We start from the raw sequence: 15,977 nt of genomic DNA, 5'->3' as shown, positions 1-15,977 counted from the left end.
CGGCGTCGGCTTCGGCGGGGGTTCGGCGAGGTTCGGCCGCGCGGCGTCGGCGGCGATCGGCCGGCGTCAGCCGCGGCTCGCGCCCGCCGGCCACACGACGTCGACGGCGAGCCCGGCGCTCCGCGCACCGGTGACGACGTCGGCCGTCGTACCGGCCTTCTCCTCTGAGCCCGGCTGACCGTCCCAGATGGCGACCAGCCGGTCCGCGCGCTCCAGCAGCACCGCGTTCGCCGCCTCGTAGGCCTTGCGGTCGGCGTTCGCGTACGGCAGCACCAGCACCTCGTCGGCCGCCGCGGTGAGCCGGTCGTAGGTCTCGGCATGTTCCGGTTTCACCGTGGCCTGCCGGTAGTCGCGGCTGGGCAGCACCGCGACCAGCCGTCCGCCCGCCGCGAGCACCGACTCCGCGAAGAGCGAGTCCGCTCCGGCCGCCACACACGACAGCCCCACGAGCCCGGAGGGCTCGAACATGCGCAGCAGCCGCTCAAGTTCCGCCCGTACCAGCGGCACCGTCTCCTCGGACAGCTCCATGTGCCCGGTTACCGCAACTTTCGTCGCCATCCCGGTCGCTCTCCTTCGTCAGTTCCGTTTCAACGCGCCCTCGGATACGGTCACGCATCTCATACGGACCACTACACCTTGTGAGCGGACGTATAACCGTATAGGCGCTTGGACTTCAGGCGTGGCCACACGCACGGCAGGCGCCCGTGTGGCCCCTCACCCCTTGAGTCACCCCTGAGTCACACCTTGAGTCACTCCAAGAGGCGGCAGACCGAGACCGCTGTCGCAGACCAAGAGGTCGCATCCCGGGCCCACCGACCCACCCGTCCCATCAGTAGGCTGCGCCTATCCGTCTGCCGGAGGTGGCACATGGACGTCCGGCAGCTGGCCTACTTCCTGGCCGTCGTCCGGCACCAGCATTTCGGCCGCGCCGCCGAGCAGCTCCGTATCGCGCAGCCGTCGCTCTCGCAGGCGATCAGAACGCTGGAGCGCGAACTCGGCGTGCCGCTGTTCCACCGTGTCGGCCGCGGCATCGTGCTGAGCGACGCGGGTTCGCAGTTGGTCGAGCCGGCACGTCAGGTGCTGCGGGACGTGGACTCGGCCAAGGCCGCCGTGCAGTCCGTACGGGGCCTGCAAAGAGGGCGCATCGAGCTGGTGTCCATGCCCAGTCCGGGGATGGAGCCGCTGGCCACGATCATGAGTGACTTCACCAGCACTCACCCCGCCGTCTCGGTGGCCGTGGAAGCCGCGTTCACGCCGGAAGAGGTCATTCACTCGGTCAAGACGGGGCGGGCGGAACTTGGTCTGCTGGGGGCGGCCGCCACGCCCTCGACCGGAGGGCTGAAGGTCCTGCACGTGGAAGACCAGCCCCTGGTGCTGATTTCGCCCCCCGACGGCGGCAAGTGGGCACCCGGGCACGAGCAGCGCGCGCAGGAACAGCACGAGCCGGTGACGCGGCCGGTGACGCGGCCTGCCGGGACCATCCGGCGCGAGCAGCTCGACGCGATGCGGCTGGTCGTCAGCAAGCCCGGGAGTCTCATGCGTCAACTCGTCGACGACGTGCTCTCCAGCGGCGTGAACGCCCGGATCGTGGTCGAGGCCGAGCACCGCACATCGATCCTGCCCATGGTCCTGGCCGGCGTGGGTCACGCCGTGATGCCTTCGAGCTGGACCCGGCTGGCCGTGAGGGCGGGTGCCCTCGTACGCCACATCGAGCCGGTCTCGCTGCTCCGGATCGTCTTCGTGGCCCGTACGACGGCGCTGACACCGGCGGCTCAGGCCTTCGCCGAGTGCGTGGAGAGGTACACCGCACAGCTGCCCGACGGCATCCGTGATCATGAGGCGTAACTCATAGGCAGGGCCTATCACCGGGATCAACAGCCCGTCTTGGACGCGGCGGTGAGTCACGCGGTTCACTCCCCGTGAGCCACGCGACGCCGACAGGCTGGAGGATCACCAGTGACCGCTGAGCAAACCTTCCGGATCGCCGCCGTCCCCGCGGACGGTGTCGGCATCGAGGTCGTCGAGTCCGGACGAGCCGTACTGGACGCACTCGCGGCCCGCTCGAACGGCCGCTTCGCTTTCGACTGGAGCGAGTTCCCGTGGGGCTCGGCCTACTACGCCGAGCACGGGAAGATGATGGCCGACGACGGTCTCGAACAGCTCAAGGAGTTCGACGCCATCTACTTCGGGGCCGTGGGGTGGCCGACCGTCCCCGACCACGTGAGCCTCTGGGGACTGCGCCTGAGGATCTGCCAGAACTTCGACCAGTGGGCCAATGTGCGTCCGGTCGAATTCCTGCCGGGCATATCGAGTTCGCTGCGCACCGCTGACCGCGACGACCTCGACTGGGTGGTCGTACGCGAGAACTCCGAGGGGGAGTACGCCGGTCTCGGGGGGCGCAACTTCGCCGGCCGCGGCGCCGGCGCGGAAGTGGCCGTCCAGTCGGCGCTGTTCACGGAGACCGGGTGCGAGCGCATCATGCGCTTCGCCTTCGACCTCGCGCGGACCCGCGCACGCAAGAAGGTCTCCAGCGTCACCAAGAGCAACGCCCAGCAGTACGGCATGGTGCTGTGGGACGAAGTCTTCGAGAAGGTCGCCGCGGACTACCCCGACGTCGAGACCGAAAGCGTCCTGGTCGACGCCATGGCCGCCAAGTTCGTCCTTCGTCCCGAGGATCTGTCGGTGGTCGTCGCCTCCAACCTGCACGCCGACATCCTCTCCGACCTCGGCAGCGCCATCACCGGAAGCCTGGGGCTCGCGGCGAGCGCGAACCTGAATCCCGAGCGGCGCTTCCCCTCGATGTTCGAGCCGGTGCACGGCTCGGCTCCGGACATCGCAGGTCAGGGGCTCTGCAACCCCGTCGGGGCGATCGGCAGCGCGGCCCTCATGCTTGAGCACTTCGGTCTCGGCGACGAGGCGAAGACCGTCCGCCGCGCGATCGAGGCGACCACGGGCAGCGGGATCCGTACCCGCGACGTGGGCGGCACCGCGACCTCCGGCGAGGTCACGGACGCCGTCATCGGCCATCTGGACAACGGCTGACCGCCCATTCCGAAGAGGTCCGCGAACTGGCAGTCTCACCACGGCCAGAATTCAGCAGCCGACCGGCCGACCGGCCGGCCAGCCGACCAGTCGGCCGGCACCGGGGCGGGGCCCGCCCGCAGCCCGTTGCCGCGTCACGAAAATTCCTGGGGGATCCGAGCTCATAGGAGATGACATGGCCATCACCGGCGATCAGCCGAAACCCGGCAGCAAACCAGAGCGTGTCGACGTCGAGAAGGCACTGCTGGGCGGGTCCACCTACCGCGGTCTCGCCGAGCAGAAACTGTCCCCGGCAGAGGAGCGGTTCGAGAAGGCACGGCGTACGACCGGATTCGTACTGGCGCCGCTGGCCACGATCATCGTGTTCCTGCTGCCGCTGGACATTCCGCAGACCCAGCACAATGTCGCGGCCGTTCTGGCGGGGGTGATCGTCGCCTGGGTGACCGAGCCGATCCCCATTCCGGTGTCGGGGCTCATCGGCGCCTCGTTGCTGGTGCTGCTCGGTGTCGGCGGCGACGAGGGCGCGGACGGTGTGCTGGCGCCGTTCGGTTCGGGGACGGTCTTCACCTTCATAGGCGCCTTCATCCTCGCCCAGTCCATGCTCATACACGGCCTGGCCAGGCGGTTCGCCTTCCGCATCCTGTCGATACCCGGCGTCGCCCGCAGCTCCTTCCGCATCGTCATCGCGTTCGGCCTCATCACCTGCCTCGTCTCCGCGTGGATCTCCAACACCGCCACCGTCGCGATGCTCATGCCGACAGCCGTCGGAATCCTCGGCGTGATCGGCAATCTCGTCCAGGACAAGCACGAGGCCGACGGCACCATGCACCGCTTCGACCCGACCCGGATGCGAGTCGGCTTCGCGATGATGCTGATGCTGGCCTACGGCGCCAGCGTCGGCGGTCTGCTCACCCCCGTCGGCAGCCCGCCCAACCTCATCGGACGCGAGCTGATCGAGAAGGCCACCGACAAGCCCATCCCCTTCGGGACGTGGATGGCCATGGCGTTCCCGATCTGCGCCCTGATGTTCGTGGGGCTGGCCGTCGTGCTGCTCCTGCTCAACCGCCCCGAAATCCGGCACCTCACCGGCGTCGAGGACTACGTCCAGCGGGAGCGTGCCGCGCTCGGCCCGATGAGCCGCGCCGAGAAGAACACGCTGATCGCCTTCGGGGTGACGGTCGTCCTGTGGGTCTTCCCGGCCGTGGTCGGCCTGGTCGCCGGAACCGGCTCCACCGCCTACGAGACCGCGTCGAACAACCTGGACGAAGGCGTCGCCGCGGTGCTCGGTGCGGCCCTGCTCTTCGTACTCCCCACCGACTGGAAGATGCGCGAGTTCACGCTGCGCTGGGGCGACGCCGCGAGGATCGACTGGGGCACGATCGTGCTGTTCGGCTCCGGCGTGGTGTTCGGCACGCTGCTGGAGGAGACGGGACTGGCGGAGACCATCGGCAAGGGCGCGTTCGGCGCCCTGAACATCGGCAGCGCGGTCGCCATCACGGTCTTCGCCGCCCTGCTCGCGATCGTGGTCTCCGAGACGACCTCGAACACCGCGTCCGCGGCGGTCGTGGTCCCGATCGTCATCCCGCTGGCCGTGGCCGCCGGGGTCGACCCGCTGACGCCGGCGCTCGCGGCCACGTTCGCCGCGTCGTTCGGCTTCATGCTCCCGGTGTCCACGCCGCAGAACGCCATCGTCTACGGATCCGGCACCGTGCCGATCACCAGGATGATCCGCTCGGGCTTCTCCTTCGACATCATCGGCGCACTGCTCATCATCATCCTGCTGCCCGTCCTGGCCTCGGTTCTGCTGTAGGCGGACGCGGGGCCGGCAGCACGCACGAGACACGTACGAGACAACGCACGCGAACACTACGAGCCAGAACGCGAGCGCCGCCTGCCCCGCCCGCCCGCGGCACCGGTTGCGGACGGGCGGGTGCGGGCGCTCGTGTGTGGGCATGCGCGCCCCCTCCACGGCAGCTCCACAGCCCGCAAACGGACCCATGCGGCACACTGGACGTTTGACCCGGAGCACCTGCACCGCACCGCGAGACGGAGGAAACACGCGTGAACGGTGGCCCCCTGATCGTCCAGAGCGACAAGACGCTGCTGCTGGAGGTCGATCACGAACAGGCCGACGAGTGCCGCCGCGCCATCGCTCCCTTCGCCGAGCTGGAGCGGGCACCCGAGCACATCCACACCTACCGGCTCACGCCGCTCGGCCTGTGGAACGCGCGTGCCGCCGGGCACGACGCCGAGCAGGTCGTGGACGCACTCGTCGCACACGCCCGCTACCCCGTGCCGCACGCCCTCCTCGTCGACGTCGCCGAGACGATGGCCCGCTACGGGCGGCTGCGGCTGCTCAAACACCCCACGCACGGCCTGGTCCTGGAGACCAGCGACCGCCCGGTGCTGGAGGAAGTGCTGCGGTCGAAGAAGATCCAGCCGCTCACCGGTGAGCGCATCGACGCCGACACCGTCGTCGTACACCCCTCCGAGCGCGGCCAGATCAAGCAGGTGCTGCTGAAGCTGGGCTGGCCCGCCGAGGATCTGGCCGGTTACGTGGACGGCGAGGCGCACCCCATCGGCCTGGAAGAGGACGAGTGGTCGATGCGCCCGTACCAGCAGCATGCCGTCGAGGGCTTCTGGCACGGCGGCTCCGGAGTCGTCGTGCTGCCCTGCGGCGCCGGCAAGACGCTGGTGGGCGCCGGGGCGATGGCGCAGGCGCAGGCGACGACGCTGATCCTGGTCACCAACACCGTCGCGGCCCGCCAGTGGAAGTCGGAGCTGGTACGGCGTACATCGCTGACCGAGGACGAGATCGGCGAGTACAGCGGCACCCGCAAGGAGATCCGGCCGGTGACGATCGCCACGTACCAGGTGGTGACGGTGAAGCGGAAGGGCATCTACCCGCACCTGGAGCTGTTCGACTCCCGCGACTGGGGGCTGATCATCTACGACGAGGTGCATCTGCTGCCCGCGCCGGTCTTCAAGTTCACCGCGGACCTCCAGGCCCGCCGCCGTCTCGGTCTGACCGCGACGCTCGTACGGGAGGACGGCCGCGAGTCCGACGTCTTCTCGCTCATCGGGCCCAAGCGTTTCGACGCCCCGTGGAAGGAGATCGAGTCGCAGGGCTACATCGCGCCTGCCGACTGCGTGGAGGTGCGCGTCAGTCTCACCGACTCGGAACGGCTCGCGTACGCGACGGCCGAGACGGACGAGAAGTACCGCTTCTGCGCCACCACCGACAGCAAACGGCGCGTGACGGAGGCGCTGGTGAGGCGGCACGAGGGCGAACAGACCCTGGTGATCGGCCAGTACATCGACCAGCTCGACGAACTGGGCGAACACATCGGTGCGCCCGTCATCAAGGGCGACACCAGCAACAAGCAGCGCGAGAAGCTCTTCAACGCCTTCCGCGAGGGGGAGTTGAGCACGCTCGTCGTCTCCAAGGTCGCCAACTTCTCCGTCGACCTGCCCGAGGCGACCGTCGCCATCCAGGTGTCCGGCACCTTCGGCTCACGGCAGGAGGAGGCACAGCGGCTGGGGCGCATTCTGCGCCCGAAGGCCGACGGCCACGAGGCGCGCTTCTACTCGGTCGTCGCCCGCGACACCATCGACCAGGACTTCGCCGCCCACAGGCAGCGGTTCCTGGCCGAGCAGGGCTACGCCTACCGCATCGTCGACTCCCAGGACCTGCTCACGGCCCAGCCGGAGGCCGCGCCCGACAGCGACACCGAGTAGCAGCGGACGGCTGCCGCCGCCAGCAGTCCCAGCGTCAGCAGCGCGTAGGGCGAGGCGAGCGGCTGCATCCACCACTGGAGCCTCAGGTCGTCGGCCCCGTGCTTCGGTACGAGCCACAGCGTGCGCGCCGTGAAGACCGCCGCCACGGCCAGTACGAGACCCTGGCCCGCTCCGAGGCGCGCCCGCTCCGCCGCGAGCAGCACGAGCAGCGGCACGCACCACACCCAGTGGTGCGACCAGCTGATCGGGGAGACGAGCAGCGCGGTGAACGCGCTGACCATGACCGACCAGGCGGGCTGGCCGTGCCGTACATGCACATGGCGGGCCAGCGTCAGCCCCGCCACCACGACGGCCGCCGCGGGCAGCACCCACAGCAGACCGGGCTCGGCGGTGTGCGCGAGCCGCGCGGCCGCGCCCTGCAGGGACTGGTTGTCGACGATCCACGCCTTGCCGACCCGGGCCGTCTCGAAGAGCCGCCGCGTGAAGAACTCCCAGCTGGCGGACGGCAGTACGAGTCCTCCCGCCGCGACCGTGCCCGCGAAGCCCGCGAGCGCCGTGAGCCCGGCCCGTACCCGCCCCGTCAGCAGAAGATGGACCGCGAAGACCGCCGGCGTGAGCTTGATGCCCGATGCGATGCCGATGGCGAGGCCCTTGGCGCGCGCGCCGTCGGGACGTCCCAGGTCCCACATGACGAGGCAGGCGAGCAGCAGATTGATCTGCCCGAAGACGAGCGTCTGGAAGACGGGCTCCAGCCACAGCGCTGCGGCGGTCGCGGCGAGCACCACGGCGGGACGGCTCCACCCGCGGCCGCGCCGCCCGTGCGGCCCCGCCGCGCCGGGGAGGCCGTCCGCCATGCGCAGGGAGAGGTGGACGAGGAGGGCGAGAAGAGCGGCGTTGCCGGCGAGGAAGAGGACCTTGGCGACCGCCGGGGAGAGCCACACGGTCGGCACGAACAGCAGGGCTGCGAACGGCGGATACGTCGCAGGGAGATCCCATTCGGTGACGGTGAAGCCGTAGAGGTCGCTCCCGTTCACGACGGCTTCGCCCTCCGCCCGGTAGACCAGAAGATCCGCCATGGGGAAGCGCTCCACCAGGCACAGCACCGCCAGCGCGGTCAGCGACAGCACGAGCAGTGCGGCGGCCGCCCGCTCCCCCCTGTTTCCGCGAGTCACCTGCGCCGCCTCTCCGCTACGGTCCGTCGGTCCTTCGGTCCCTTGCCCCTGCGATTGTGCTCGCCCGTGCCGGCGGGAAATCCATTGGCCCCGTGCGCTCCGGCGGAACTAGGCTTCCGCGTCTGCCGCCTCCCGGTCCGGGGAGGACTCCCGACCGCTCGGAAACCGGTCGGCCTTCCGTCACTTACGAAGCGTCCCTGCGAAGGGCCCTTACGAGGCGCCCTCACGAAGGGCCTTCAAGGTGTCCTTACGAAGCGCATCCCACCCGGAGGCAAACCCGTGTCCGCCCCTGCCCATTCCGTCCCCGGTCACGCCCGCAACCCCCTCGACGACGAACGGGCCCATCTGGCGGCCTCCCGCGCCGCGCTGCGCGCCATGCGCGAGGAAGCGGAGTCCCTGGACATCACCGACGTCGCCGCCAACTGGGTCAACGCCGAGGTGCTGCGTGCCGGTCTCGACGCGCGCATCAGATCCCTCGCCGACCTCGCCCACGCCCCGCTCTTCTTCGGCCGGCTCGACTACGAAGCGGCCCGGACGCCCGCCCGTACCTTCTACATCGGCCGCCGCCACGTCCACGACGCGGAGGGCGATCCGATGGTGATCGACTGGCGGGCGCCGGTCTCGCAGCCCTTCTACCGGGCGTCGAAGAAGGACCCTCAGGAAGTCGCGCTGCGCCGCCGGTTCGGCTTCGCGGGCGGCGAGCTGACGGCGTACGAGGACGAGCACCTCACCGACACCGACACCGACACCGGCGGGGCGGAGGCGGGGGTGCCGCCCGCGGCGCCAGGCCCAGGGGGAGCATCCCGGCTGCTCCAGGCGGAGATCGAACGCCCCCGCGTCGGTCCGATGCGGGACATCGTCGCGACGATCCAGCCCGAGCAGGACGAGATCGTACGGGCCGGGATCGAGGGCTCCCTGTGCGTGCAGGGCGCGCCGGGCACCGGCAAGACGGCCGTGGGCCTGCACCGCGTCGCGTATCTCCTCTACACGCACCGGGAGCGGCTCTCCCGCACCGGCACGCTCGTCGTCGGCCCCAACTCCTCCTTCCTGCACTACATCGCGCAGGTGCTGCCGGCGCTCGGCGAGCTGTCGGTGCGGCAGACGACGGTCGCCGGTCTGGTCGCCCACGTCCCCGTACGGGGCGAGGACGGGCCGGAGGCCGCCCGTATCAAGGGCGACGCACGCATGGCGCGGGTGCTGCGCCGCGCGCTGCGCTCCGGCGTGAGCATGCCGCAGGAGCCGTGCGTGGTGGTGCGGGGCTCGCGCCGCTGGCGGGTTCCGGCGCATGAACTGGCAGAGCTGATCGAGGAGTTGCTGGCCCGCGACATGCGGTACGGATCGGCGCGGGAGGCCCTGCCGCAGCGCATCGCGCACGCGGTGCTGGTGCGCATGGAGCAGGCGGGCGAGGCCCCGGACGACCGGGTGCAGGACGCGGTGGCGCGGAACGCGGCGGTGAAGGCCGTGGTGAAGTCGTGCTGGCCGGCGCGGGACCCGGCGAAGCTGGTGCTGCGGCTGCTGTCCGATCCCGCGTTCCTCGCGGAGCACGCCGAGGGCGTTCTCACGGAGGAGGAGCAGCGGGCGGTGCTGTGGGCGAAGCCGGCGCGCGGTGCCGGGTCGGCGCCCTGGACCGCGGCCGACGCCGTACTCGTCGACGAGGCCCGCGACTTGGTCAGCCGCACGCCCTCGCTGGGACATGTCGTCCTCGACGAGGCACAGGACCTCTCCCCCATGGAGTACAGGGCGGTCGGCCGCCGCTGCTCGACGGGCTCCGTGACCGTGCTCGGCGACATCGCTCAGGGCACGACACCGTGGGCGACGGCGAGTTGGGAGGAGGCGCTGCACCATCTGGGCAAACCGGCAGCCGCCGTAGAGGAGTTGACGCTCGGCTTCCGTGTGCCGCGTCAGGTCATCGCGTACGCGTCCAGGCTGCTGCCGCAGATCGCACCGGATCTCCGTGCGGCCACGTCGGTCCGCGAGTCGCCGGGCGACTTCTCGGTGTGTGCCTGCCCGCAGGGGGAGTTGGACGCCGCGGTCGTCGAAGCGTGCCGTGCGGCGCTGCGGCGCGAGGGCTCGGTCGGCCTGATCGCGGCGGACGTCCGGGTGCCCGCGCTGGCCCGCGCCCTGGAGGCCGCGGGCCTGTCCCATCTCGCGCCCGGCACGGAGACGAGCGAGGGCTCCCGGCTCACGCTGGTCCCGGCGACGCTCGCCAAGGGCCTGGAGTACGACCACGTCGTACTGGACGAGCCCGCCGCGATCGCCGCCGCCGAACCCGGCACCCGCACGGGTCTGCGCCGCCTGTACGTCTGCCTCACGCGGGCGGTCTCCGGCCTCGCGGTGCTGCATGCGGCACCGCTGCCGGAACCCCTGGCATCCTGAGAACCCGAGAGCGGAGGCAGCCGTGTTGCAGGAGTTCCAGGCGGGGACGCTGGTCGCCGCCACGCTGACCACGGGTCTGAGCGCGGGCCTGTACTACGGCTTCGCCTGTGCGGTCATGCCGGGGCTGGCGCGGTCCGCGGACCGTACGTTCGTCGAGACGATGCAGCGCATCAACACGGCGATCATCAACGGCTGGTTCATGCTTCTCTTCCTCGGGTCGCTGGTGCTGACGGCCGCGGCCGCGGCACTGCAGTTCGCCGGCGGCGCGGGTACGGGGGCGGCGTGGACGGTGGCGGCGCTCGTCCTGTATTCGGCCGTGCTCGTGATCACGATGCGCTTCAACGTGCCGCTCAACAACCGGCTCGACGCCGGGGAGCTGCCCGGGAGCGATGCCGGACTCGCGGCGCTGCGGGCCGGGTTCGAGCGGTCGTGGGTCCGCTGGAACGCGTTCCGCGCGGCGGTCAACACGGCGGCGTTCGGCTGCCTGACGTGGGCCCTGGTGCTGCAGGGCTGACGTCGCGAAAGCATCACGCATCCGGGCCGGGGCTCGGCACGGCCTACGATCGGGCGCATGAAGGTCGCGGTGATCGGTGGCAGCGGACATGTCGGCTCCTTCCTCGTCCCACGTCTGGTCGAGGAGGGCCACGACGTCGTCGTGGTCAGCCGGGGACAGCGGAAGCCGTACCGTCCGCACGGCGCGTGGCGGCGCGTGACGACGGTGGAGACCGACCGCGAAGCGGCGGAGGCCGACGGCTCGTTCGGGCCCTCGATCGCCGGGCTGGGCGCGGACGTCGTCATCGACATGATCTGCTTCCGCGAGGAGAGCGCACGTCACCTGGTCGAGGCGCTCGCCGGGCGCGTACAGCACTTCCTGCACTGCGGGACGATCTGGGTGTACGGACCGAGCGGGCAGGTCCCCGCCGTCGAGTCCGAGCCGAGGCGGCCCTTGGAGGAGTACGGCCGGGGCAAGGCGGCGATCGAGGCGTATCTGCTGGACCAGGCACGCCGGAACGGCTTTCCCGCGACGCTCGTTCACCCGGGCCACATCACGGGGCCCGGCTGGGTGCCAATCAATCCGGCCGGGAACCTCGACCCGGCCGTCTTCCAGGCCCTGGCCGACGGGGCGGAGGTCAAGCTCCCGAACTTCGGGATGGAGACCCTCCACCACGTCCACGCCGACGACGTCGCGCAGGTCTTCACGGCGGCGATGGCGAACCGTTCGGCGGCGGTCGGGGAGAGCTTCCACGCCGTCGCGCCCACGGCGGTGACCCTGCGCGGTTACGCGGAGGCCGTCGCCGGATGGTTCGGGCGGGAGCCGCGGCTGGAGTTCCTGCCGTGGGAGCAGTGGCGCACCACGGTCGACGAGGGGGACGCCGAGGCGACGTACAGCCACATCGCGCACAGCCCCAACCGGAGCATGGAGAAGGCGATCAGGCTGCTCGGCCACCGGCCGCGCTTCACCGCGCTCGAAGCTGTCGAGGAGGCCGTGGACGCGCTCGTCGCGGACGGCCGCATCGAGCGCCGCGACTGACGGGGCCGTGGCAGGCAGCGCCGTGTCACGACTGGTCCCGCCAGGTGTCAGTTCCCTGCCGTCACCGGTCAGCCGAGAGCCGTCAGGCGTCAGGCGTCAGTTGTCAGGCGTCAGCGGTCAGGGCGTCAGGCGTCAGTTGTCTGCCTCAGCGCTCAGCCGTCAGCCGTCCGCGTGCTGTCGTGCCGCCAGGGCGTGCACCGTTTCGCGGGTCGCGGGATAGAGCGCGAGGTAGTGCTCGTAGAGCTCGTCGTAGACACGGCCGCGCGCGGGGTCGGGAAGGACCGTCGAGGTCACCGGATTCCAGTCGCCGATGTCCTCGCGCCTGGCCTGGCCCGTGCCGACGGCCGCCAGGAAGGCGTCGCCGTACGCCGCGCCGACGGTGTGGCGCGGCACCGACTGCTCAAGGCCCGTCACGTCCGAGACGATCTGCGTCCACAGCTCCCGCGCACCGCCGCCGACCGCCACCAGCCGCCGCAGGTCGCCGCCCGCCTCCCGCATCGCCGCGAGGTTGTGCCGTACGCCGAAGGCCGTGGCCTCCAGGGCGGCGCGGTAGAGGTGGGCGCGGCCGTGCCGGAGCGTCAGCCCCGCCACCACACCGCGCGCGTCGGGGTCGAAGAGCGGTGAGCGTTCGCCCGCGAAGTACGGGAGCATCAGCAGCCCTTCGGCGCCCGGCGGCAGCGCGGCCGCCTCCTCGGTGAGCGTGCCGTACCCGGTGCCGGTCAGGTCGCGGAGCCAGGCCGTGACCGCACCGGAGGTGGCCATGCCGCCCGCGAGGCAGTTGGTGCCCTCGAAGGCACCGGCAGTGGACCAGAGCCTTACGTCGGACACGGGCGCTGCGACGACGTTGACCAGGAACATCGTCGTCCCGTACATCAGCATCAGATCGCCGGGCCGGGTCGCGCCCACCGCGGCCGACTCCGCCCAGGCGTCGACCGTGCCCGCGACGACGGGGGTGCCGGCCGGGATGCCGGTCGCGGCGGCCGCGGCGGCGGTCACCTCGCCCACCACCTGTCCCGGCCACACCAGTTCGGGCCACTCCAGGCCCGGCGCCACGTCCTCGCACCACTCCTCGATCCATCCGCCGTCCCGCATCCCGTAGAGCGGGTCGCACTGGCTGGCGGAGTGATGGTCGAGTACGTATGCGCCGGTGAGGCGGCGCACGAGGAACGAACTGGCCATGTACCAGCGGCGCATGCGCCCGTACACCTCGGGTTCGCGCTGCCGCACCCAGGCGAACTTGGGGCCGAGTGCCTGACTGGTCAGCGCGGATCCGCAGCGCCGCATGATCTCGTCCTGGCCGTAGCGGGCGGTCAGTTCGGACACCTGGTCGCCCGCCCGGGTGTCGACGCCGTAGAGGATCGCCGGGCGCAGCGGCTCGTCGCCGTCCCCGGCGGGCAGCAGGCACGGCCCGATTCCGCTGACGCCGACGCCCGCGAGGTGCTCCCCGGCCGGTGCGCCGGCGAGGAGTTCGGCCGCCAGCTCGGTGAAGTCCCGCCACCACACGTCCTCCGCGTCGTGCTCGACATGGCCGGGCCGCGGACTGGAGGTGCCGTGCTCGCGCACGGCCTGGGCGACGAACTGCCCGTCGTCGCGCGTGAGTACGCCCTTGGAGCTGGCGGTGCCGATGTCGATCCCGAGCAGAAGAGTCATCAGGCGGCGTCTCCGAACCCGTCGTATGTGATGCCGAGTTGACCGCACACGGCGCGCAGTTCGGCGACGTGGTCGCCGGGCACCGCATGGATGTGGTTGGCGCCGAACCTGGAGAGGAACTCCTCCGCCTCGCAGCCGAGCGACGCGAAGGCGTGCGGCCACTCCCAGGTGGAGGCGCGCATCATGCGCTCGTTGGTCTCGTCGTCGTAGTGCTCGAAGGCGCCGTGCATGACGTGCATACGGTACGCGCCGTCCAGCCTTGTCAGCCGCGCGAAGGTCATCTCACCCGGTGCGGCGAGGTGTTGGACGGACGCGCCGCCTGCCGGGAAGTAGAAGACCTCCGGGTGGAGGCTGACGTGCCGCAGGTTCTCGGCGGGGTCGTCGGAGCGTGCCGCGTACCAGGTGGCGTGCTGGCCGGAGTTGCACAGGTCCCAGACGTCCTTGTCCGCGTGGTAGTGGCGTACGTCGGCGAAGAGCACCGGGTCGCCGGTGAGCAGCTTCAGGATCTGCATGGTCAGCGCCGCGTCCATGTCGGCCTCGGTGGAGGTGACATGGGTTTCCTTGGGGCCCTCCCAGTCGTACGGGTCGTTGAGGAAGGCCTCGGCGATGTCCATCGTGCAGAAGTTCGCGGTCAGTTCGGGCTGGCCCTTGATGCCGGAGAAGTCCAGCTTCCATTCGTCGATGAGCTCGCGCATCGCGTAGTACGTGCGGATCTGCCGCTCCAGGAGGTGCGGGGTGAGCCGGTCGCCGTCGTAGTGGACGGCGGCGACGCGCCGCTCCAGCCATTCGCGGGCCGCGGTGACGCGCCCGGCCTCCGCGTTCTCGCTGCGCCGTACGACCTCCCACTGGTCGATCTCCTCGACGTCCACGCCGAAGGTCTTCATCCACTGGTCGGTGTTGGCGGTGGCGGTGTACATCCCCATCGGCCGCCCGCCGATCCGGCCGAAGGTGGAACCGCGCAGCCCGGTCACGGCGGCGGCCGCCCGTACGTGCGTGAGTATCCGCTCGCGCACGGCGGGGTCGCCGAGATCCCCCCAGGCGCGTGCGTGCGTACGTCCGAGTTGGTCGAGGGCGCCGCCGCCGGCCAGCATCCCCACCATGCCGGGGAATTGGGGATCGATGTTGGCGACGAGCAGCAGCGGCCCGGAGGTCGCATCCGCGGCGAGCGCGGTGAAGTGCGGGAAGGTCCACACGGAGTGGTGGAGGATCGTGATGTCGGGATGCCGGTCGGCCACCCAGCGCGCCTGCGATACGGCGGTGGTGTTGCTGGTGACCTGCTCCGGCGCGACGAAGACCTCGTGCCCCGACTCCCGCAGCATGCCCGCGAGGGAGGCCGCGGCCCGCTCGACGTGGTCGTGGATGTCGCGCTGCACGTAGTCGCGGCCGTCGGAGACCGGGAGCAGACCGATGCGTGCCATGAGGGTTCCTCCAAGGGGGTGTGCCGTATCGGTTGTCGTGTGCCGTACCGGCTGGGGGAAGGGCGAAGTCCGGGGCGCGCGCCGTCACTTCATGCCGGACGTCTTCACGGACTCGACGATCTGCCGCTGGAAGCCGAAGAAGAGCACGAGCATGGGAGCCGCGGCGACGGCTGCCCCGGCGAGGACGTAGTTCCAACTGGAGGCGTACTGCGACTCGAACGACGTGATCGCCAGCTGCACGACCGTCAGATCCGGGTTGTTGGTGGCGACCAGCGGCCACAGGAAGGAGTTCCAGTTGGCGAGGAAGAAGAAGATCGCCAGCGCGGAGAGGACCGGCCGCGACAGCGGCAGCACCACCGACCAGTACACCCGCCAGTGCCCGCAGCCGTCGACGATCGCCGCTTCCTCCAGCTCACGCGGCAGCTGGAGATAGAACTGCCGGAGCAGGAAGATCCCGAACGCGTTGAAGATCGCGGGGACGATCAGCCCCGCGTAGGTGTCCAGCAGGCCCAGCTGACGTACGACCAGGAACAGCGGGATCAGCACCACAGGTGCGGTGATCAGCAGCGTGGAGAAGATCACGCCGAAGACCGCGTCGCGGCCTGGGAAGCGCAGCCGCGCCAGCGCGTACGCCGCCATCGAGTGCAGCAGCAGCGCCACGACGGTGACCACGGCGGAGACGAAGAAGCTGTTCAGCAGGTAGCGGGCGAAGGGCACTTCTGTGAAGACGTGTACGAAGTTGCCGAAGGTGACGTCGTCCGGTATCAGCTTGCCGTCGTTGACCTGCTCCCGCGGCTTGAGCGAAGCCGAGATCATCCACAGCACCGGGAAGAAGGCGGCGGCGGCCAGCACGACGGACAGCAGGGTCAGTCCGATACGGGCGCTCCGCCCGGCGTCCCGCTCGTGTGCGCCCTTGACCGTGGTGGCCGCGGCCTCACTCGCCATCGGAAACCCTCCCGCGCTGCGCTCGGCCGCCCGGCACGCCCCGACCGACCCTGCCGAAGTCCACGCGGCGCACCGCCGCACCCGCGGCGGCACCGGCCGGAACCA

At 70.7% G+C, this 15,977-nt stretch carries 12 protein-coding genes; 7 read left to right on the top strand and 5 right to left on the bottom strand.

All coding sequences use genetic code 11. From position 1 onward, the window contains the following. Positions 1-66: 66 nt before the first annotated feature. Entirely contained in the window at positions 67-558 is a 492-nt protein-coding gene (locus tag ACSMXX_RS18265) for a hypothetical protein (protein ID WP_473179765.1), read from the bottom strand. Between the two features lie 309 nt (positions 559-867). Between ACSMXX_RS18265 and ACSMXX_RS18260 the strand changes: the two genes are divergently transcribed. From ACSMXX_RS18260 to ACSMXX_RS18245, 4 genes are all read left to right on the top strand, one after another. Next, positions 868-1,845 (top strand): LysR family transcriptional regulator, encoded by a 978-nt coding sequence (locus ACSMXX_RS18260; protein ID WP_473179764.1) that lies wholly within the window; start codon positions 868-870, stop codon positions 1,843-1,845. Between the two features lie 111 nt (positions 1,846-1,956). After that, on the top strand, positions 1,957-3,042 hold the full coding sequence (locus ACSMXX_RS18255) for a tartrate dehydrogenase (RefSeq protein WP_473179763.1): 1,086 nt from the start codon (positions 1,957-1,959) through the stop codon (positions 3,040-3,042). Between the two features lie 175 nt (positions 3,043-3,217). Next, the gene (locus ACSMXX_RS18250) at positions 3,218-4,852 is read left to right on the top strand and encodes an SLC13 family permease (protein ID WP_473179762.1); all 1,635 of its coding nucleotides are present in this window, start codon (positions 3,218-3,220) and stop codon (positions 4,850-4,852) included. Between the two features lie 251 nt (positions 4,853-5,103). Then, the gene (locus tag ACSMXX_RS18245; protein WP_473179761.1) at positions 5,104-6,780 is read left to right on the top strand and encodes a DNA repair helicase XPB; all 1,677 of its coding nucleotides are present in this window, start codon (positions 5,104-5,106) and stop codon (positions 6,778-6,780) included. On the opposite strand, the gene ACSMXX_RS18240 is transcribed toward ACSMXX_RS18245, so the two are convergent. Continuing rightward, on the bottom strand, positions 6,708-7,913 hold the full coding sequence (locus ACSMXX_RS18240) for a glycosyltransferase 87 family protein (protein WP_473184840.1): 1,206 nt from the start codon (positions 7,911-7,913) through the stop codon (positions 6,708-6,710). The genes ACSMXX_RS18245 and ACSMXX_RS18240 overlap by 73 nt on opposite strands. A 318-nt stretch (positions 7,914-8,231) precedes the next feature. On the opposite strand from ACSMXX_RS18240, the gene ACSMXX_RS18235 reads away from it, so the two are divergent. The 3 genes from ACSMXX_RS18235 to ACSMXX_RS18225 are packed head-to-tail and all read left to right on the top strand — an operon-like array spanning position 8,232 to position 11,859. Further along, positions 8,232-10,328: a HelD family protein gene (locus ACSMXX_RS18235; RefSeq protein ID WP_473179760.1), complete on the top strand. Its 2,097-nt coding sequence runs from the start codon at positions 8,232-8,234 to the stop codon at positions 10,326-10,328. 22 nt (positions 10,329-10,350) lie between these two features. Continuing rightward, entirely contained in the window at positions 10,351-10,842 is a 492-nt protein-coding gene (locus tag ACSMXX_RS18230; protein ID WP_473179759.1) for an anthrone oxygenase family protein, read from the top strand. A 57-nt stretch (positions 10,843-10,899) separates the two neighbouring features. Continuing rightward, positions 10,900-11,859 carry an NAD-dependent epimerase/dehydratase family protein gene (locus tag ACSMXX_RS18225; RefSeq protein WP_473179758.1) on the top strand — a complete coding sequence of 320 codons (960 nt, stop codon included), beginning with the start codon at positions 10,900-10,902 and terminating at the stop codon, positions 11,857-11,859. A gap of 159 nt (positions 11,860-12,018) precedes the next feature. On the opposite strand, the gene ACSMXX_RS18220 is transcribed toward ACSMXX_RS18225, so the two are convergent. The 3 genes from ACSMXX_RS18220 to ACSMXX_RS18210 all read right to left on the bottom strand — a co-directional run bounded on the left by ACSMXX_RS18220 (position 12,019) and on the right by ACSMXX_RS18210 (position 15,872). Then, positions 12,019-13,509 carry an FGGY-family carbohydrate kinase gene (locus tag ACSMXX_RS18220; protein WP_473179757.1) on the bottom strand — a complete coding sequence of 497 codons (1,491 nt, stop codon included), beginning with the start codon at positions 13,507-13,509 and terminating at the stop codon, positions 12,019-12,021. Next, the gene (locus ACSMXX_RS18215) at positions 13,509-14,927 is read right to left on the bottom strand and encodes an L-fucose/L-arabinose isomerase family protein (RefSeq protein WP_473179756.1); all 1,419 of its coding nucleotides are present in this window, start codon (positions 14,925-14,927) and stop codon (positions 13,509-13,511) included. Before ACSMXX_RS18215 ends, ACSMXX_RS18220 begins: the two co-directional genes overlap by 1 nt. A gap of 84 nt (positions 14,928-15,011) precedes the next feature. After that, a complete protein-coding gene (locus ACSMXX_RS18210; RefSeq protein WP_473179755.1) occupies positions 15,012-15,872 on the bottom strand; it encodes a carbohydrate ABC transporter permease in 861 nt (286 codons plus the stop codon). Positions 15,873-15,977 lie beyond the last annotated feature (105 nt).

This window comes from Streptomyces sp. DSM 116795 (assembly GCF_055792905.1).
This window is presented reverse-complemented; position numbering and strand designations above follow the sequence as displayed.

Bases quoted from the DNA above. Each gene is read 5' to 3' on its own strand.
- ACSMXX_RS18265 (WP_473179765.1), bottom strand. From the start codon at position 558: ATGGCGACGAAAGTTGCGGTAACCGGGCACATGGAGCTGTCCGAGGAG.
- ACSMXX_RS18260 (WP_473179764.1), top strand. From the start codon at position 868: ATGGACGTCCGGCAGCTGGCCTACTTCCTGGCCGTCGTCCGGCACCAG.
- ACSMXX_RS18250 (WP_473179762.1), top strand. From the start codon at position 3,218: ATGGCCATCACCGGCGATCAGCCGAAACCCGGCAGCAAACCAGAGCGT.
- ACSMXX_RS18225 (WP_473179758.1), top strand. From the start codon at position 10,900: ATGAAGGTCGCGGTGATCGGTGGCAGCGGACATGTCGGCTCCTTCCTC.
- ACSMXX_RS18220 (WP_473179757.1), bottom strand. From the start codon at position 13,509: ATGACTCTTCTGCTCGGGATCGACATCGGCACCGCCAGCTCCAAGGGC.
- ACSMXX_RS18215 (WP_473179756.1), bottom strand. From the start codon at position 14,927: ATGGCACGCATCGGTCTGCTCCCGGTCTCCGACGGCCGCGACTACGTG.
- ACSMXX_RS18210 (WP_473179755.1), bottom strand. From the start codon at position 15,872: ATGGCGAGTGAGGCCGCGGCCACCACGGTCAAGGGCGCACACGAGCGG.